At 70.7% G+C, this 18096-nt stretch carries 15 protein-coding genes; 6 read left to right on the top strand and 9 right to left on the bottom strand.

What is annotated here, in order from left to right; translation table 11 throughout:
* Positions 1-56 precede the first annotated feature (56 nt).
* From EDM22_RS15240 to EDM22_RS15230, 3 genes are all read right to left on the bottom strand, one after another.
* Positions 57-1787: a glycerol-3-phosphate dehydrogenase/oxidase gene (locus EDM22_RS15240; RefSeq protein WP_122937943.1), complete on the bottom strand. Its 1731-nt coding sequence runs from the start codon at positions 1785-1787 to the stop codon at positions 57-59.
* A gap of 113 nt (positions 1788-1900) precedes the next feature.
* Positions 1901-3025: a GuaB3 family IMP dehydrogenase-related protein gene (locus tag EDM22_RS15235; protein ID WP_122937942.1), complete on the bottom strand. Its 1125-nt coding sequence runs from the start codon at positions 3023-3025 to the stop codon at positions 1901-1903.
* Between the two features lie 42 nt (positions 3026-3067).
* On the bottom strand, positions 3068-4768 hold the full coding sequence (locus tag EDM22_RS15230; RefSeq protein WP_122937941.1) for an ABC-F family ATP-binding cassette domain-containing protein: 1701 nt from the start codon (positions 4766-4768) through the stop codon (positions 3068-3070).
* A gap of 107 nt (positions 4769-4875) precedes the next feature.
* Here EDM22_RS15230 and EDM22_RS15225 point away from each other — a divergent pair, with 107 nt between their 5' ends.
* Positions 4876-6042 carry a MalY/PatB family protein gene (locus EDM22_RS15225; protein WP_122937940.1) on the top strand — a complete coding sequence of 389 codons (1167 nt, stop codon included), beginning with the start codon at positions 4876-4878 and terminating at the stop codon, positions 6040-6042.
* 137 nt (positions 6043-6179) lie between these two features.
* Here the strand turns inward: EDM22_RS15225 and guaB are convergent, their stop codons facing one another.
* The gene (guaB, locus tag EDM22_RS15220; RefSeq protein ID WP_122937939.1) at positions 6180-7682 is read right to left on the bottom strand and encodes an IMP dehydrogenase; all 1503 of its coding nucleotides are present in this window, start codon (positions 7680-7682) and stop codon (positions 6180-6182) included.
* A 341-nt stretch (positions 7683-8023) separates the two neighbouring features.
* On the opposite strand from guaB, the gene EDM22_RS15215 reads away from it, so the two are divergent.
* The 4 genes from EDM22_RS15215 to EDM22_RS15200 are packed head-to-tail and all read left to right on the top strand — an operon-like array spanning position 8024 to position 11917.
* Positions 8024-9262 carry a branched-chain amino acid ABC transporter permease gene (locus EDM22_RS15215; protein WP_122937938.1) on the top strand — a complete coding sequence of 413 codons (1239 nt, stop codon included), beginning with the start codon at positions 8024-8026 and terminating at the stop codon, positions 9260-9262.
* Positions 9263-9275: 13 nt separating this feature from the next.
* Positions 9276-10256, top strand: coding sequence for a branched-chain amino acid ABC transporter permease (locus EDM22_RS15210; RefSeq protein WP_122937937.1), 981 nt, complete (start codon positions 9276-9278; stop codon positions 10254-10256).
* Positions 10246-11160, top strand: coding sequence for an ABC transporter ATP-binding protein (locus EDM22_RS15205; RefSeq protein WP_122937936.1), 915 nt, complete (start codon positions 10246-10248; stop codon positions 11158-11160). The genes EDM22_RS15210 and EDM22_RS15205 overlap by 11 nt, the downstream gene beginning before the upstream one ends.
* Positions 11147-11917 carry an ABC transporter ATP-binding protein gene (locus tag EDM22_RS15200; protein ID WP_122937935.1) on the top strand — a complete coding sequence of 257 codons (771 nt, stop codon included), beginning with the start codon at positions 11147-11149 and terminating at the stop codon, positions 11915-11917. Before EDM22_RS15205 ends, EDM22_RS15200 begins: the two co-directional genes overlap by 14 nt.
* 660 nt (positions 11918-12577) lie before the next feature.
* On the opposite strand, the gene EDM22_RS15195 is transcribed toward EDM22_RS15200, so the two are convergent.
* The 3 genes from EDM22_RS15195 to groES form a co-directional block, all read right to left on the bottom strand.
* Positions 12578-13879: an ABC transporter substrate-binding protein gene (locus tag EDM22_RS15195; protein WP_122937934.1), complete on the bottom strand. Its 1302-nt coding sequence runs from the start codon at positions 13877-13879 to the stop codon at positions 12578-12580.
* Positions 13880-14133: 254 nt separating this feature from the next.
* Positions 14134-15087 (bottom strand): EamA family transporter RarD, encoded by a 954-nt coding sequence (rarD, locus tag EDM22_RS15190; protein ID WP_122937933.1) that lies wholly within the window; start codon positions 15085-15087, stop codon positions 14134-14136.
* A gap of 173 nt (positions 15088-15260) precedes the next feature.
* Entirely contained in the window at positions 15261-15557 is a 297-nt protein-coding gene (gene groES / locus EDM22_RS15185) for a co-chaperone GroES (RefSeq protein ID WP_122937932.1), read from the bottom strand.
* Positions 15558-15762: 205 nt separating this feature from the next.
* Between groES and EDM22_RS15180 the strand changes: the two genes are divergently transcribed.
* Positions 15763-16950, top strand: coding sequence for a class I SAM-dependent methyltransferase (locus tag EDM22_RS15180; RefSeq protein WP_122937931.1), 1188 nt, complete (start codon positions 15763-15765; stop codon positions 16948-16950).
* Between the two features lie 104 nt (positions 16951-17054).
* Here EDM22_RS15180 and EDM22_RS15175 read toward each other — a convergent pair whose 3' ends face one another.
* Positions 17055-17624 (bottom strand): DUF4190 domain-containing protein, encoded by a 570-nt coding sequence (locus tag EDM22_RS15175; protein ID WP_138708105.1) that lies wholly within the window; start codon positions 17622-17624, stop codon positions 17055-17057.
* A gap of 10 nt (positions 17625-17634) precedes the next feature.
* Positions 17635-18096 (bottom strand): hypothetical protein (locus tag EDM22_RS15170; RefSeq protein WP_122937929.1); only part of this gene is annotated, 462 nt, incomplete at its 5' end.

Here is an 18096-nt window from a genome sequence, read left to right as displayed (position 1 = left end):
TCTAACCGCGGCCCGGCTGTGGAACGCCCCGGTCGCCCGCCCGGGCGCCGCCCTGCTCAGTCGACCGCGACGATGTCGGGCGCCGCGAGCCGCACCCGGTCGGCCGACTCGTCGTCGGGCTGCTCCTGCGACGCACGCTCGGCGGCGACGCGCTGCAGGTACCGCTCGACCTCGAGCGCCTCGCGATCGGCGTCCCAGCCGAGCACGCCCGCCATGAGGCGGGCTGCGACGGGCGCCGCGGACACGCCGCGGTCCCACGCCTCGATCGAGATGCGGGTGCGGCGGGCGAGCACGTCGTCGAGGTGCAGCGCGCCCTCGTGGGATGCCGCGTACACGACCTCCGCCGCGAGGTAGTCGTCGGCGCCCGGCAGCGGGTCGCCGAGCTCGGGGGTCTCGCGGATGAGGTCGAGCAGCTCGTCGGTCATCGTGCCGTAGCGGTTGAGCAGGTGCTCGATGCGCACCTTGTGCACGCCGAAGGCGCGGGCGATCTTGCCGCGCTTGTTCCACGCCGCCTGGTAGCCCTCGGCGCCGAGCAGCGGGATGTCCTTCGTCGTCGACGGCGGCACCCGGCCGTCCATCGCGTCGGCGGCCGCGTCGATCGCGTCCTTGGCCATCACGCGGTACGTCGTCCACTTGCCGCCCGCGATGACGACGAGGCCGGGCACCGTGTGCGCCACCAGGTGCTCGCGCGAGAGCTTCGAGGTCTGGTCGCTCTCGCCGGCGAGCAGCGGGCGCAGCCCGGCGAACACGCCCTCGACGTCCTCCCGCGTGAGCGGGATCGCGAGCACGGCGTTGACGTGCTCGAGCAGGTAGTCGATGTCGGCGGCGGTCGCCGCGGGGTGCGCCTTGTCGAGGTTCCAGTCGGTGTCGGTCGTGCCGATGAGCCAGTGCCGGCCCCACGGGATGACGAACAGCACGCTCTTCTCGGTGCGGAAGATCATGCCCATCGCCGACTGGATGCGATCGCGCGGCACGACGAGGTGGATGCCCTTCGACGCGCGCACCTTGAAGGTGCCGCGCTCCCCCACCATGCGCTGGGTGTCGTCGGTCCACACGCCCGTCGCGTTCACGACCTGCTTCGCGCGGATCTCGAAGTGCTCGTCGGTCTGCAGGTCGTGCGCCTTCACGCCGACGACCCGCTCGCCCACCTTCACGAAGCCCTCGACCTTCACGCGGCTGGCGACGTGCGCGCCGTAGAACGAGGCGGTGCGAGCGAGGGATGCCACGTAGCGGGCGTCGTCGACCTGGGCGTCGTAGTAGGTGAGCCCGCCGACGAGCGCGTCCTTCGACAGCGACGGGATCGCCCGCATGACCTGCCGCTTCGAGAGGTGCCGGTGGTGGGGCACGCCAGGAGGCCGCCCGCCCGAGTAGCTGAAGATGTCGTAGAGCATCATGCCGGCGCCGATGTAGAACCGCTCGAACACGCGCTTCTGCAGCGGGTAGAGGAAGCGCACGGGCTTCACGAGGTGCGGGGCGATGCGCTGCAGCAGCAGCCCGCGCTCGATGAGCGCCTCGCGCACGAGCCGGAAGTCGAGCTGCTCGAGGTAGCGGATGCCGCCGTGCACGAGCTTCGACGAGCGGCTCGAGGTGCCCGACGCCCAGTCGCGCGCCTCGAGCAGGCCGGTGGAGAGGCCGCGTGTCACGGCATCGAGCGCCGAGCCCGTGCCGACGATGCCGCCGCCGACCACGAGGATGTCGAGCTCCTTCTCCTTGAGCCGGGCGATCGCCGCCGCACGCTCCTCGGGTCCGAGCTTGTTCGAACGCGTCACCGACTTGAGTTTCGCCATCGTCGCTCCCCATCCCGGCGGTGCACGGCTGCGCCGCCCGCCTTCCTCACGCTACCCGAGTGCGCGCGGCGATTGCCATGGAATCGCCTGAGCGTCGGGGCGCTGGCGGACCGTCAGGCCGACTGGTACGGCGCGACGACGACCTCGACGCGCTGGAACTCCTTGAGGTCGGAGTACCCGGTGGTCGCCATCGACTTGCGCAGGGCCCCCACGAGGTTGGCCGTGCCGTCGGCGCTCGGCGCCGGTCCGTAGAGGATCTCCTCGAGCGAGGCGACCTGGCCCACCTGCACGCGCTTGCCGCGCGGGAGCTTGGGGTGGTGCGCCTCGGCGCCCCAGTGCCAGCCGCCGCCGGGGGCGTCGGTCGCGCGGGCGAGGGCGGCCCCGAGCATCACCGCGTCGGCGCCGCAGGCGACGGCCTTCACGATGTCCCCGGATGCCCCGACGCCGCCGTCGGCGATGACGTGCACGTAGCGGCCGCCCGACTCGTCGAGGTAGTCGCGGCGCGCGCCCGCGACATCCGCCACCGCCGTCGCCATGGGCGCGTGGATGCCGAGCGATGCACGCGTCGTGGACGCCGCGCCGCCGCCGAAGCCGACGAGCACGCCCGCCGCGCCCGTGCGCATGAGGTGGAGGGCCGCGGTGTAGGTGGCCGCGCCGCCCACGATCACGGGGACGTCGAGCTCGTAGATGAACTTCTTGAGGTTGAGCGGCTCCTGGTTCTTGGAGACGTGCTCGGCCGAGACCGTCGTGCCGCGGATCACGAAGAGGTCGACGCCCGCGGCGACCACGGTCTCGTAGAGCTCCTGCGTGCGCTGCGGCGAGAGCGCGCCGGCGACCGTGACGCCCGAGGCGCGGATCTCGGCGAGGCGTGCGGTGACGAGGTCGGGCTTGATGGGCTCGGCGTAGAGCTGCTGCATCCGCTCGGTCGCCCGGTCGGCGTCGAGGTTTCGGATCTCGGCGAGCACCGGCTCGGGGTCTTCGTACCGCGTCCAGAGGCCCTCGAGGTCGAGCACGCCGAGGCCACCGAGCTGCCCCATCATGATCGCGGTCTGCGGCGACACGACGGAGTCCATGGGCGCCGCGAGGAACGGGATGTCGAACTGGTACGCGTCGATCGACCAGCCCACCGACACGTCCTCGGGGTCGCGCGTGCGGCGGCTCGGCACGATGGCGATGTCGTCGAACGCGTAGACACGACGGCCCCGCTTGTGGGCGCCGATCTCGATCTCCTGGGTCACCGTTCAACCCTACCGAGTGCCGCCTCGACCGCCTATCTCGCCCTATCTCGCCCGGACCACCCGCGCCTCGTCCCACACCGGGGCATCCGACTCGACGACCGTGCCGTCGGAGCGGAACACCACGAACCGGTCGAAGCTGCGCGTGAACCAGCGGTCGTGCGTGACGGCGAGCACCGTGCCGTCGAAGCGCGACAGCGCGTCCTCGAGCGCCTCGGCCGACACGAGGTCGAGGTTGTCGGTGGGTTCGTCGAGCAGCAGCAGGGTGGCTCCCGAGAGCTCGAGCAGCAGGATCTGCAGGCGCGCCTGCTGGCCGCCCGAGAGCGATTCGAACCGCTGCAGGGCGGATGCCGCGAGCCCGTACCGGTCGAGCGCGGAACTCGCCGCCTCCCGAGCCATGCCCTCCCGGTTGTCGTCGCCGCGGTGCAGGATGTCGAGGAGGGTGCGCCCCCGGTACTCGGGATGCTCGTGGTTCTGGGCGAACCAGCCCGGCACGACGCGCGCACCGAGCACGGCCCGGCCCTCGTGCGGCACGCGCGCGAGCTCGGCGCCGACGCTCGTGACGTGCCCGAGCGTGCGGTCGGGCTCGGTGCCGCCGCCGGCGAGCAGCCGCAGGAAGTGCGACTTGCCCGACCCGTTCGATCCCAGCACCGCGACCCGGTCGCCGTACCAGACCTCGAGGTCGAACGGTCTCATGAGCCCCGTGAGCTCGAGCCGCTCGCACACCACGGCGCGCTTGCCCGTGCGCGCACCGCGCAGGCGCATCGACACGGCCTGGGCGGGCGGGCGCTCCTCGGGCGGGCCGGCCTCCTCGAACTTGCGCAGGCGGGTGACCGCCGCCTGGTAGCGGGAGGCCATGCCGTCGTTGTACGTCGCCTTGACCTTCAGCGTCGCCACGAGCTGCCTGAGCGCCGCGTGCTGCTCGTCCCACCGGCGCCGCAGTTCGTCGAGCCGCTCGAAGCGCTCGTCGCGCGCGGCGTGATAGCCCTCGAAGCTGCCGCCGTGCACCCACGCCGTGTTGCCCGCGGCGCCGAGCTCGAGCGTCACGATGCGGTCGGCGGCGCGCGCGAGCAGCTCCCGGTCGTGCGAGACGAGCAGCACGGTCTTGGGCGTCGCGCGCAGCTGCGCCTCGAGCCACCGCTTGCCGGGCACGTCGAGCGAGTTGTCGGGCTCGTCGAGCAGCAGCACCTGCTCGGGCCCGCGCAGCAGCGCCTCGAGCGCGAGCCGCTTCTGCTCGCCGCCCGACAGGGTCGCGAGCGCCCGCCACTTCGCCCGCTCGTACGGGATCCCGAGCGCCGCGGTCGTGCAGTGGTCCCACACGACCTCCTGCTCGTAGCCGCCGGCCTCGGCGTACTCGGCGAGCGCCGACGCGTACCGCATCTGATTGGCCGTGTCATCCGTGTCGATGAGCGCGTTCTCGGACGCCTCGAGCTCGATCGCCGCCGCCCGGATTCGCGTCGGCGCGACCGACACGAGCAGGCCCGCGACGGTCTCGTCGGTGCCCTCGGTCGTGCGCCCGGTGCCCACGAACTGGTCCATCACGCCGAGGCCCCCGTCGACCTGCACGCTGCCCTCGTCGGGGCGCAGGTCGCCGCGGATGATGCGCAGCAGCGTCGACTTGCCGGCGCCGTTCGCGCCGATGAGCGCGGTTGTGCGCCCCTCGGTCACGCGGAAGGCGAGGTCGGCGAGCAGCGGCCTGCCGTCGGGGAGGGAGAAGGAGACGCCGTTGACGTCGATGAAGCCCATGGGATGCATCCGTTCCGATTCGCGGCCGAGCCGCGGCGCCCTCGGGGCAGCCGACCAGAATACACACGACGGATGCCTCGCCGCGACACCTGCGGCATGCTGGTGCCATGCAGCGCATCCCCGCCGACCCGCTCGACGTCCTCCGCACCCGCACGAGCGCGAAGTGGCGGCTCTACGACGCCGACGTGCTGCCGCTGCCCGTCGCCGAGATGGACTACCCCCTCGCCCCTCCGATCGCGGAGGCGCTGCACGCGGCGATCCACCGCTCCGACACGGGGTACACGGCGGGGAGCCGACCGGTCGCCGAGGCGTTCGAGGGCTTCGCCGCGACCCGATTGGGCTGGACCGTCGACCCCGCGCGCGTGACGTGTACCGCCGACGTGAGCATGGGCATCGTCGAGGTGCTGCGGCAGCTGATCTCCCCGGGCGACGGCGTCGTGGTCACCCCGCCGATCTATCCGCCGTTCTTCGACCTCGTCACCGAGGCCGGCGGCCGCATCGTCGAGGTGCCGATGTCGGGGGGCATCGACGAAGGCTGGGCGCTCGACCTCGACGGCATCGACGCGGCCTTCGCCGCGGGCGCCCGCTCCATGGTGCTCTGCAACCCGCACAACCCGGTGGGTCTCGTGCCGACGCGCGCGCAGCTCGCCGGGCTCGCCGAGATCGCGGCGCGCCACGGCGTCACGATCGTCTCCGACGAGGTGCACGGCCCGCTCTCGCAGCCCGAGTCGCGGTACACGCCGTTCCTCGAGGTGTCGGATGCCGCGCGCGAGCACGGCGTCGCCGTGACCGCGGCGAGCAAAGCGTTCAACATCGCGGGGCTCAAGGCGGCGCTCATCGTGGCTGGGAGCGACCGCGCCGACGCGATCCGCCGGGCGCTCCCCTACGAGGTCGAGTACCGCACGAGCCAGTTCGGCGCGATCGCGTCGATCGCGGCGTTCCGCCACGGCGGGCTCTGGCTCGACGGCGTGCTCGCGAGCCTCGACGACAACCGGCGGCTGCTCGCGGACCTGCTCGCCGACGAGCTGCCGGGCGTCCGGTACCGGATGCCGCAGGCGAGCTACCTCGCCTGGCTCGACCTCTCGGCGCTCGGCTGGGGCGACGACCCCGCCGCGTACGCGCTCGAGCATGCGCGCGTCGCGCTGCTCGGCGGGCCCGCATTCGGCGCCACCGTCGGACGCGGCCACGCGCGCCTCAACTTCGCGTGCTCGCCCGAGGTGCTCGACGAGGCGATCGAGCGCCTCGCGGAGGCCCGCCTCACGCCGGTCGAGTAGCGCAGCGTATCGAGACCCACCCGCCGGTCGAGTAGCGCAGCGTATCGAGACCCGCCCGCCGGTCGAGTAGCGCAGCGTATCGAGACCCGCCGCCTCTCTGACGGAAGCGTGTCGCGACCGCGTCGCGCCACGCGGACTCAGCGCGTGTAGTTCGGCGCCTCGACCACGATCTGCACGTCGTGCGGGTGCGACTCCTTGAGCCCCGCCGGCGTGATGCGCACGAACTTTCCCTTGGCCTTCAGCTCGGGGATGCTGCGCGCGCCGACGTAGAACATCGACTGCCGCAGCCCGCCCACGAGCTGGTAGGCGACCGCCGAGACCGGGCCGCGGAACGGCACCTGGCCCTCGATGCCCTCGGGGATGAGCTTGTCGTCCGACGGGACATCCGCCTGGAAGTAGCGGTCCTTCGAGTACGAGGTCTTCTTGCCGCGGGTCTGCAGCGCGCCGAGCGAGCCCATGCCGCGGTAGGTCTTGAACTGCTTGCCGTTCTGGAAGACGAGCTCGCCGGGACTCTCGGCCGTGCCCGCGAGCAGCGACCCGAGCATGACCGTGTCGGCGCCCGCGACGAGCGCCTTGGCGATGTCGCCCGAGTACTGCAGGCCGCCGTCGGCGATGAGGGGCACGCCGGCCGGCTTCGTGGCCTTCGACGCCTCGTACACCGCGGTGACCTGCGGCACGCCCACGCCCGCGACGACGCGCGTGGTGCAGATGGAGCCCGGACCCACGCCGACCTTGACGGCGTCGGCGCCCGCGTCGACGAGCGCCTGCGCGCCCTCGCGGGTGGCGACGTTGCCGCCGATCACGTCGATGTGCGCGAACGTCGGATCGGACTTCAGCCGGCGGATGATGTCGAGCACGCCCGCGCTCTCGCCGTTGGCGGTGTCGACGACGAGGACGTCGACGCCCGCATCGCGCAGCGCCTCGGCGCGCTCCCATGCGTCGCCGAAGAAGCCCATCGCAGCGCCGACGCGCAGGCGGCCCTCGGCGTCCTTCGTGGCGTGCGGGTACTGCTCGGACTTGTCGAAGTCCTTGACGGTGATGAGGCCGGTGAGGCGCCCGGCCTCGTCGACGAGGGGCAGCTTCTCGACCTTGTGCTGCGCGAAGATGGCGATCGCCTCGTCGGGGTCCATGCCGACGCGACCGGTGATGAGCGGCATCCGCGTCATGACCTCGCTGACCCGCGTGGTGCCCTTCTCGAAGTCGGAGACGAAGCGCATGTCGCGGTTCGTGATGATGCCCACGAGGATGCCCGCCTCGTCGACGACGGGCAGGCCGCTCACGCGGTACGTCGCGCAGAGCTGGTCGACCTCGCCCACGGTGGCGTCGGGCGTCGTCGTGACGGGATTCGAGACCATGCCCGACTCGCTGCGCTTCACGCGGTCGACCATCTCGGCCTGCTCCTCGATCGAGAGGTTGCGGTGCAGGATGCCGATGCCGCCCTGGCGCGCCATGGCGATCGCCATGCGGGCCTCCGTGACGGTGTCCATCGCAGCGGAGAGCAGCGGCGTGGCCACCGTGATGCGGCGGGTCAGGCGCGAACTCGTGTCGGCCTCGCTCGGGATGACGTCGGTGTGCCCCGGAAGCAGGAGTACGTCGTCGTAGGTGAGTCCCGTGAATCCGAACGGATCTGCCTGATCCATATCGCCCCTTCGTTGTCGAGTTCTGCCCGAGCGCGCCGCAACCCCGGTTCGGCGAGGCGGTGCATCAATGTTAAACGAGTTTGCGCGGCCGGCATTCCCCGGATAACAATCGAGGGCCATTGTGACCATGGGCGAAACACATGGGACATAATCGGCACGTACTGTCGACGACGTCGTCGATGGGAAGGACCGGACCCCGGCGGCCTCGAGCTTCCGGGACCCTTGGAGGTGCAGTGGAATCCACGCGAACAGTCCCGACTCACTCCGCTGGGAGGTGGCTCCTCTTTCTCGGCATCCTCTTGTCCGCACTCACTCTGTCCGGCATCGCAGCGTCCCCTGCGATGGCGGAGGATGGGAGTACGGCCACGCCGACGGCGTCCGCCACCCCCACGGAGGAGCCCGAATACGACTTCACCATCAAGGGAATCGTCAAGAACGACGGTGAGCCCATCGAAGGCGTGACGATCTCCGTCGAGGGCAACGGCTTCCAGGCCGACACCGAGACCGACGCCGAGGGGCGCTGGACGATCGGCGTGCCCGAGAAGGCGACCTACAAGGTCACGCTCGACGAGGACACCCTCCCCAAGGGAGTGATCGTGAAGGAGGGCGGCGCCACCCGCGACGCGGAGTTCGGCCAGACGAAGAACGTGACCGTGGCGTTCTTCCTCGGCGAGGGCGTCCGCGTGACGGTCAGCTTCTTCGACCAGCTCGTGCAACGCATCGTGAGCGGCCTCAACTTCGGCCTGCTGCTCGCGCTCGCCGCCATCGGACTCTCGCTCATCTTCGGCACGACGGGACTCTCGAACTTCGCGCACGCCGAGCTCATCACCTTCGGTGCGCTCATGGTGCTCACGTTCGGCGTGACCCTCGACTGGCCGCTCTGGATCGCGATCATCACCTCGCTCGTGCTGAGTGCGGCGCTGGGGTGGTCGCTCGACGCGGTCATCTGGAAACCGCTCCGGCGCAAGGGAGTGGGACTCGTCCAGCTCATGATCGTGAGCATCGGCCTCTCGCTCGCGCTGCGCTACACGTTCCAGCTCTTCTACGGCGGATCGACCGAGCAGCTGCCGGGGGCCACGTTGCCCTCCGACATCCGGTTCGGGGCGGTCGCCCTCTCGTGGGTCGACCTCGTGAGCATGGGCGTCAGCATCCTCGTGCTCCTCGCGGTGGCGTTCTTCCTGCTCCGCACCCGCATCGGAAAAGCGACCCGTGCGGTGTCCGACAACTCGAGCCTCGCGGCGGCGAGCGGCATCGACGTCGACCGCGTCATCCGCATCGTCTGGGTGGTCGGGTCGGTCCTCGCGGGCCTCTCCGGCATCCTCTGGGCGTACTTCCGCCCGGGCGTCAGCTGGGACATGGGCTTCCAGATCCTCCTGCTCGTCTTCGCAGCGGTCACGCTCGGCGGCCTCGGCACCGCGTTCGGCGCCCTCGTCGGGTCGCTCATCGTGGGCCTCTTCGTCGAGCTCTCGACCCTATGGCTGCCGAGCGACATGAAGTACGTGGGCGCCCTGGTCATCCTGATCCTGGTGCTGCTGTTCCGACCGCAGGGCATCCTGGGTCGTCGAGAGCGAATCGGTTAGGGAGGGAACGATCATGGACTGGGGAGCAATCTTCGGAAACGCCGTCGTCGAGCTGATCAGCCCGACCACCGCCGCATACGCGCTCGCCGCGCTGGGTCTGGCGATCCACTTCGGCTACACCGGCCTGCTCAACTTCGGCCAGGCGGGCTTCATGCTGCTCGGCGCCTACGGCTACGCCATCCCGGCGCTCAAGCTCGGCTGGCCCGTGTGGGCGTGCGTGCTGACGTCGATCGTGGCGTCGGTCATCTTCGCGCTCATCCTGGGTATCCCGACGCTGCGGCTGCGCGCCGACTACCTCGCGATCGTCACGATCGCGGCGGCCGAGGTGCTGCGGCTCGTGTTCACCACGAACACCTTCCAGGACGTCACGGGGTCCGCGAACGGCCTCTCGGAGTACCAGGCGGGACTGCTGCAGTTCAACCCGTTCCCGCCGGGACGGTACGGATTCGGCCCGTGGATCTTCGACAATCGCGTCTGGTTCTTCCTCGTGATCGCGTGGATCGTCGTCGCACTCGCGGCGGTCTTCACCTGGCTCATCATGCGCAGCCCCTGGGGCCGCGTCGTGAAGGGCATCCGTGAAGACGAGGACGCCGTGCGCGCACTGGGCAAGAACGTCTACTCCTACAAGATGCAGAGCCTCATCCTCGGTGGTCTCTTCGGCACCTTCGCGGGCATCCTCTTCGTGCTGCCCCGCGCGGTCGTGCCGTCGTACTTCCAGCCGTCGCTGACGTTCTTCGTCTACGCGATCCTGCTCCTCGGCGGGGCCGCGACCATCCTGGGGCCCATCGTCGGCTCCATCGTCTTCTGGGTGCTGCTCTCGTTCTTCTCGGGCTTCGTCGCCCGAGCGGTCGAGGCCGGCTGGTTGCCGTTCATGACGCAGGTGCAGGCCGGTCAGCTCCGGTTCATCCTCGTCGGAATCGCGATCATGCTGATCGTGGTCTTCATGCCACAGGGCATCCTGGGCAACAAGAAGGAGCTTGCTTTTGTCAAGTGAAATCTCCCCCAAGGCCAAGCCCGTCAAGACGACCGGGCTCCACGTCGGCGATCCGGTGCCGGGTGTCAAGAAGGTCGACCCGATCCTCGTCGCCGACGGCGTCAAGCGCACCTTCGGCGGCCTCACGGCCGTCGACGTCGAGCACGTCGAGATCCCGCGCAACGCCATCACGGCCCTCATCGGCCCGAACGGCGCCGGCAAGACCACGTTCTTCAACCTGCTGACGGGCTTCGACAAGCCCGACACGGGCACGTGGTCGTTCGACGGCAAGCCGCTCGCGCACGTGCCCGCGTACCGCGTGGCCCGCATGGGCCTCATCCGCACGTTCCAGCTCACGAAGTCCCTCGCCCTCCTCTCGGTCATGGACAACATGAAGCTCGGCGCGAAGGGCCAGTCGGGTGAGAACCTCTTCCGCGGGCTCATCCCGGCGATCTGGCGCAAGCAGGACACCGAGATCGAGGCGAAGGCACTCGACCTCCTCGGGCGGTTCAAGCTCGACGCGAAGAAGGACGACTACGCCGCGAGCCTCTCGGGCGGCCAGCGCAAGCTGCTCGAGATGGCGCGTGCGCTCATGAGCGACCCCCAGCTCGTCATGCTCGACGAGCCCATGGCCGGCGTGAACCCGGCGCTCACGCAGTCGCTGCTCGACCACATCCTCAACCTCAAGGAGGAGGGGATGACCGTGCTGTTCGTCGAGCACGACATGCACATGGTCCGGCACATCGCAGACTGGGTCATCGTCATGGCGGAGGGCCGCGTGGTGGCCGAAGGCGATCCGCACTCGGTCATGCAGGACCCGGCCGTGATCGACGCCTACCTCGGCGCTCACCACGATGCCGACCTCGGCGCGACCGACACCGAGCACGTCGAGGCCATGAAGGAGCTCATCGATGACGAACAGTGAATCCGCTACGAGCGCCGTGCTCGATCCGGCCGCGACGCCGGTCGTCGAGGTGCGCAACGTCACGGCGGGCTACCTGCCCGGCGTGAACATCCTCAACTCGTGTTCGCTCGTCGCCAACCAGGGCGAGCTCATCGGCATCATCGGCCCGAACGGCGCCGGCAAGTCGACCCTGCTGAAGTCCATCTTCGGCCTCGTCAAGGTGCGCGAGGGCGGTATCTTCCTGCAGGGCGAGGAGATCACGAACCTCAAGGCGAACAAGCTCGTCGCCAAGGGTGTGGGATTCGTGCCGCAGACGAACAACGTGTTCCCCTCGCTCACCATCCAGGAGAACCTCGAGATGGGGCTGTTCCTCAAGCCGAAGGGCCTCAAGGAGCGACTCGAGTTCGTGACCGAGATCTTCCCGGAGCTCGGGCGCCGGCTCACCCAGCGCGCCGGATCGCTCTCGGGCGGCGAGCGCCAGATGGTGGCCATGTCGCGTGCGCTCATGATGGGCCCGCACGTCATGCTGCTCGACGAGCCCTCGGCCGGTCTCTCGCCGGTGCGCCAGGACGAGGCCTTCCTGCGCGTCAAGGAGATCAACAAGGCGGGCGTCACCACCATCATGGTGGAGCAGAACGCGCGTCGCTGCCTGCAGATCTGCGACCGCGGGTACGTGCTCGACCAGGGCCGCGACGCCTACACGGGCACCGGCCGCGACCTGCTGAACGACCCGAAGGTGATCGGCCTCTACCTGGGCACGCTCGGCCAGGACGACTGACCGCACGGGCCTCGAATCGAGGGCGGGGCGGATGCTGCGGCATCCGCCCCGCCCTTCTTCGTGCGGCGCCCAGCGCGACTCGGCGCCCGGCCGGGGAGCCGCCGCGGGTCCCGTACCTGGAGACGGACCGAGGCTGCGCACTCCCCGGCGCCCCGCGCACGGTGCGACGGCCTGCTGCGGACCGGCACCGCTCCGCCTTCCTGGTCCGCAGCAGGATGCGGCGCTGCTGGCCCCGTGTGCCCGCTGGACTGAACGTGGCACGAGGCGGAGCTGCTGAGCGGCGGCGCGAGTCCGACAGCGACGATCGCGGGATCCCGGGTGTCCCCGTACCCGCGCCCCTTGCTGACGGCGGCGAGTCGCGAGCGTGACCGCCATCGTGCGGCGAGCGCGCAGGAGGAGTGAGGTTTCCGTGGTGGAGGGGGAAGCGAGACGTCCTCCTTGACGGAAACTTCACTCCGGCGGGGGTGTCCCGGTGTCCCGGGCCCGGCCCGTCGCGGATGGCCGGGAGGAACACCCGGAGACCAGACCCGCCCGCCCACCCGATCCCGGACACCCCGCCGAGGCCGGCTCATGCGGGCACGCGAGAGAGCCCCGGCCGAAGCCGCGGTACGCGAAAGGGCCCCGGCCGAAGCCGGGGCCCTTCCTCACTCAGTCAGCGGATCAGCCGTCGCCGATACGCGAGTAGGTGTTGTCGTCGTTGTACTGGAAGATGCCGATGGTCGCCTCGGTCGGGTCGCCGTTCTCGTCGAACGTGATCGGGCCGGACGGGCCGTCGTAGTCGATCTGCTTGCCCTCGTCGAGCAGCTTGATGCCGTCTTCGAAGCTCGTGACCTTCTCGCCGTCGCCGGAACCGCCCGAGACCTGCTGGAGGTACTTGGCGATCTCGGTGCCGTCGGTGCTGTTGGCCGCGTAGGCCGCGAGCGCGAGGAGCACGACAGCGTCGTACGACTCGGCAGCGTAGCTGTAGTCGGTCAGGCTGGGGTCGACACCCTTGAGGCGGTCGGTGAAGTCACCGAGCGTGCCCACGTCGAGACCGGGCAGCGTGCCCTTCGAGCCTGCGACGAGGCCGGGAGCCCAGTCCTTGCTGTAGTCGGCGAGGTTGCCGTCGACGAAGTACAGCTTGTCGCCCGGGAAGCCCGAGCCGACGAGCGCCGGCGTGATGATCTTCGCCTGGTCGAAGGTGATCAGCGCGATCGCGTCGGGGTTGGCCGCCGTGACCTCGGAGATCTGCGCGTCGAAGCTCGAGTCGCCCTCGTTGAAGAGCGCCTCGGCGACGACCTCGCCACCGGCGGCCTCGAAGGCCTCCTTGGTGAACTTCGCGAGACCGGTGCCGTACGAGTCGTTCAGCACGATCATGCCGAGCGTGGCGTTGCCGTCCTCGGCGATCAGGTTGCCGAGCACCTCGCCCTGGAGCACGTCGGAGGGAGCGGTGCGCCAGTAGAGGCCGTTGTCGTTGTAGTTCGTGAAGTCGGCCGAGGTGTTGGCCGGCGAGAACTGGATCACGCCTGCGGCGACGATCTGGTCGATGACGGTCTTCGACACACCCGACGATGCGGCACCGATGATGGCCGAGACGTTCTGCGAGAGCAGGTCGGTCACCGAGACGGTGGCGGTGTCGGTGGTGGTGTCGCCCGAGTCACGGTACGTGACGTCGACCGAGATGCCCGCGCCTGCGGCGTTGACGTCGTCGGCACCGAGCTGGACGCCGGCCTCCTCGGGCGGGCCGAGGAACGCGAGCGCACCACTCTGCGGGAGGATCGTTCCGAGGGGAAGCGAGAGGTCGCGCTCACCTTCGGCGATGGGCAGGGCGTCGCCGGACGCGGCCGGTGATTCCGATTCGGCCGGGGCCGGCGTGCCCGTGCTGCACGCGGAGAGGAGGAGGGCGCTGACGCCAGCGATGGCGACCCCCGTCCAGACCGTGCGAGCAGAGCGCGTGGCCGAGGCCTTCGCGAATACGCTCATGTTGCTCCTTGGGACTGAAGGATTCGTACACAAATGCAGCGCCAGACAGCGCCGTGGTTTTGACAGTATTGCCCGCTCAGGGCGGAAACAAGTCACCCCGGTCACAACCCGGTAACGCCGACTGAATCGTTACCTCGCCGACACCTCATTGCGTGGATGCGCACGGAATCGTCACGGAAACGGCGTTTCGCGCACGCTTCGAGCGTCGGCGCTCGGCGGCCGATGGCCGTGCGGGATCCCGCGACGACGACCGATCAGACGGGCTCGATGACCGGCCGTCGCGACGCGCGCGCACCGCGTACCAGGTCGATGGTGAGCACGCCGAGCGCGACCCAGACGAGGCCGAATCCCACCCACCGCTCGGGCGGCATGGGCTCGTGCAGCACGAGCACGCCGACGAGGAACTGGATGAACGGGGCGAAGTACTGGATGAAGCCCATGGTCGTCAGCGGCAGGCGCCGGGCGGCCGCGGCGAAGAGCAGCAGCGGAATCGCGGTGACCGCGCCGGCCGAGAGGAGGAGCACGGTGTGCCAGGCGTCGCCGTCGTCGATGGTCAGCCCGTCGGTCGACGCGACGACGACGAGGAGCACGGTTGCGAGCGGGGCGAGCCACGCGGTCTCGAGCGTGAGCCCGGCCACCGCGTCGACGCGCTGGCCGACGCGCTTCTTGATGAGGCCGTAGAGACCGAAGCTGAACGCGAGCACGAGGGCGACCCACGGCACCTGTCCGTACCCGATCGCGAGCACGATGACGGCGGCGATCGAGATGCCCACGGCGGTCCACTGCAGCGGCGTCAGCCGCTCGCGCAGCACGAGGACGCCCAGGAATACCGTGACGATCGGGTTGATGAAGTAGCCGAGTGCCGCCTCGACGACCTGCCCGCTGAGCGTGGCGTAGACGTAGGTGAGCCAGTTCGCGAAGATCAGCGCGCCGGCGACGCCCATGATGAGCACGACGCGTCGATCGCGCAGCAGCCTCCGGAAGGAGCGCCACGATCGGGTCGCGCCGATGAGGATCGCGCAGAACACGAGCGACAGCAGGATGCGCCATCCGACGATCTCGATCGGACCGCTGGGTGCGAGCGCCAGGAAGTAGATCGGCAGGAACCCCCACAGGCCGTAGGCGCCGACCGCGAACGCGAGCCCGGTGCGGCTGAGTCCCGCGCTCGTGGCGGGCGGGGCGGTGGACGGGTCTCCTGCAGGCGGCACCGCACAAGCCTACGTCCGACCGCCGACCCCGCCCGCGGCCGCCACCGGCCGTTCTCCGTCGACACCCGGCCCGCGTCGCCGGTCGCCAGGGTCGGGATCGCCCACGTCACCGGAGACGACGACGGGGCCCGGATGCCGCTGCGGCATCCGGGCCCCGGAAGAATCGGTGTCGACTAGCGCACGACCACCGCGAGCACGTCGCGGGCCGAGAGCACGAGGAACTCCTCGCCGCCGAACTTCACCTCGGTGCCGCCGTACTTGGAGTAGATGACCTTGTCGCCGACCGCGACGTCGAGCGGAACGCGGTTGCCGTTGTCATCGATGCGGCCGGGGCCCACGGCCACGACCTCGCCCTCCTGGGGCTTCTCCTTGGCGGTGTCGGGGATGACGAGACCCGACGCCGTGGTCTGCTCGGCCTCGACCTGCTTGATGACGATGCGATCCTCGAGCGGCTTGATGGAAACCGACACGGTTGACCTCTTTCTTGACGAAGACTGGTTAGCAGCCTCAGAGTGAGAGTGCTAAACCGAGTCTAGGCGCGATTTGGCACTCGTGCAACGTGAGTGCCAGCGGCCCCGGGCGGCGCGCCCGCGCCCGCTCGACGGGCGGCGACCGCTCCGCTCGCGCGCGGCCGCGAGCGCTCGCCCGCGAGGCTCGCGGTGCTAGCGTGGCCGGGTGGAACGCGCCGAACTCGTGCAGCTGCTCTCCCCCGAGGGGCTCACGCTGCTCGACTCGCTGCCCCGCTGGGATTCCAAGGCCGATGTCGTGAAGACCGTCGCCGAGCTGCGCAAGCAGGGCCACCCGCCCGCCCTCGTCGAGGCCGTGCTCAGCCAGTCGCGCCTCCGCACGCGCGCCGAGGCGAAGTTCGGCGAATTCGCCCGCCGCATGCTCTTCACGGAGGCCGGTCTCGAGCAGGCCACGCGCCTCAAGGTGGCCGCGCTCCACGCGGGCCGGTTCTCGCGCGCGGGACTGCGTCACGTCGCCGACCTCGGCTGCGGCATCGGCGGCGACGCGCTCGCGTTCGCCGCGGTCGACCTCGAGGTCACGGCGGCGGATTCCGACGAGGTCACCGCGGCGATCGCGGCGTTCAACCTCACCCCGTTCCCGCACGCGCACGTGCTGCACGCCGAGGCGACGCAGGTCCCGCTCGGCGGCATCGACGCCGCCTGGCTCGACCCGGCGCGGCGCACCACCGCCGGCGGCACGACCCGCAGGCTGTCGGATGCCGCGGACTACTCGCCCCCGCTCGACTTCGCGTTCGGGCTCGCCGAGCGCATGCCCGTGGGCGTCAAGCTCGGGCCGGGCACCGATCGCGACGTGATCCCCGCCGACGCGGAGGCCCAGTGGGTCTCGGTCGACGGCGACGTCGTCGAGCTCGCCGTGTGGCTCGGCGCACTCCGCAGGCCGGGCGTCGGCCGCGCCGCGCTCGTCATCCGCGGCGATTCCGCGCACGAGCTCGTGGCCGCCGCGGACTCCGCCGACGCACCCACCGGTCCGCTCGGCGACTACCTGTACGAACCCGACGGCGCCGTGATCCGGGCGCGGCTCATCGGCGACCTCGCCCGCGCGAACGGCGCCTGGATGCTGAGCCCGGGCATCGCCTACCTCACCGCCGACACGGCGTTCGACTCGCCCTTCGCACGCGGGTTCCGGGTGGTCGAACGGCTGCCCGCCGACGAGCGCCAGCTCCGCCAGGCGCTCGCCGCACGGGGCATCGGCACGCTCGAGATCAAGAAGCGCGGCGTCGACGTCGACCCCGCGGCGCTGCGCACCCGCCTCAAGCTCCGCGGCGAGGCATCCGCGACCCTCGTGATCACGCGCGAGGAGGGGCGCCACGTGGCCCTGCTCGTCGAGCGGCTCTGAGTCGAACGGCTCTGAGTCGAGCGGCTCTGAGTCGAGCGCCCTGAGTCGACGGCCCCGAGTCGACCCGATCGGGTCGTCTCCGAGCCGGCGCCCGGGCACGCGCCTCAGCGGGGAAGGGCGCCGAAGACGATCGCGTAGTAGCCGACCCACACCGCCGAGAAGACGAGCCCGGCGAGTCCCGTGCCGATCCCGACGAACGCCGGCACGCGGCCGTGCTCCTCGCGGCGGAGGCCGAGCACGCCGAACACGATCGCGGCGATCGAAAGCGGGAGCATCCAGCCGACGAAGAGGGATGCCGCGGCGCCGATGACGCCGACGACCGCGGCGACGTAGCTGTAGACGCGCCGCTGCGTGTCCTCCTCGACCTCGTCCTCCGGGAGTTCGACGGGCGGCCGGTGCACCGTGAGCAACTGGCCGGTGGGGAGCGCCTGGAGCTGTCCGGTGTCGAAGGGGACCTCGTACTCGAGGTCTCGACGGGCGGCGGATGCGGATGCGGATGCGGATGCGGCAGGCTCACCGACTGCGGCGCCAGGGCCGGCGCCAGGGCCACCGACGGCCGCGGACGGCTCGGCCGCGGCGTCGCGCCCGGGCTGCGCGGCATCCGGACCCGGCACCGCCTGCGGAGACCGGACAGGGGCCACGCCGTCCGGCGTGGCCCCTGCTCGATCGCTCATGGCACGAAGCCTAGTAGCTGTAGTCGACTCCCGACGATGCGAACACGATCGCCCAGAACACCAGCCCGATGAGCGCGATCCCGATGCCGACGAAGCCGAGGATGATGCCCGTGAGCCACATCGCCTTCGCCGCCGGCTCCTTCTTCCTGCCGAGGAAGCCGAGCACCACGGCGGCACCCGGGATGAAGATCTGCAGGATGCTGCCCACGAACGGGATCGCGACCACGCCCGCGCCGATCAGGCCGATGATGCCGGCGATGAGCGAGATGATGCTCAGCACCGGGGACGGCTTCGCGGCGGGGGCGCCGTAGGCCGGTGCACCGTACGCCGGCTGCGCCGGCGCACCGTACGGGGCCGCAGGTGCGCCGTAGGGCGTCGGGGCCGCGGCCGGTGCTCCGTATGCCGCCGACGGAGCCGGGGGCACGGGCGGAGCCGGCGGCGCGCCGGGCGCCGGAGCGGGAGGCGGCGGCGC

This window comes from Agromyces tardus (assembly GCF_003710805.1).
Classification (GTDB): Bacteria; Actinomycetota; Actinomycetes; order Actinomycetales; family Microbacteriaceae; genus Agromyces; species Agromyces tardus.
Note: the sequence above shows the minus strand (reverse complement) of the source record. Positions and strands in the feature narration are given on the sequence as shown.

Coding starts and splice junctions, on each gene's coding strand:
- EDM22_RS15195 (WP_122937934.1), bottom strand. CDS start 13,879: ATGAGCGTATTCGCGAAGGCCTCGGCCACGCGCTCTGCTCGCACGGTC.
- EDM22_RS15210 (WP_122937937.1), top strand. CDS start 9,276: ATGGACTGGGGAGCAATCTTCGGAAACGCCGTCGTCGAGCTGATCAGC.
- EDM22_RS15225 (WP_122937940.1), top strand. CDS start 4,876: ATGCAGCGCATCCCCGCCGACCCGCTCGACGTCCTCCGCACCCGCACG.
- EDM22_RS15175 (WP_138708105.1), bottom strand. CDS start 17,624: ATGAGCGATCGAGCAGGGGCCACGCCGGACGGCGTGGCCCCTGTCCGG.
- EDM22_RS15240 (WP_122937943.1), bottom strand. CDS start 1,787: ATGGCGAAACTCAAGTCGGTGACGCGTTCGAACAAGCTCGGACCCGAG.
- EDM22_RS15230 (WP_122937941.1), bottom strand. CDS start 4,768: ATGGGCTTCATCGACGTCAACGGCGTCTCCTTCTCCCTCCCCGACGGC.
- guaB (WP_122937939.1), bottom strand. CDS start 7,682: ATGGATCAGGCAGATCCGTTCGGATTCACGGGACTCACCTACGACGAC.
- EDM22_RS15200 (WP_122937935.1), top strand. CDS start 11,147: ATGACGAACAGTGAATCCGCTACGAGCGCCGTGCTCGATCCGGCCGCG.
- EDM22_RS15215 (WP_122937938.1), top strand. CDS start 8,024: ATGGCGGAGGATGGGAGTACGGCCACGCCGACGGCGTCCGCCACCCCC.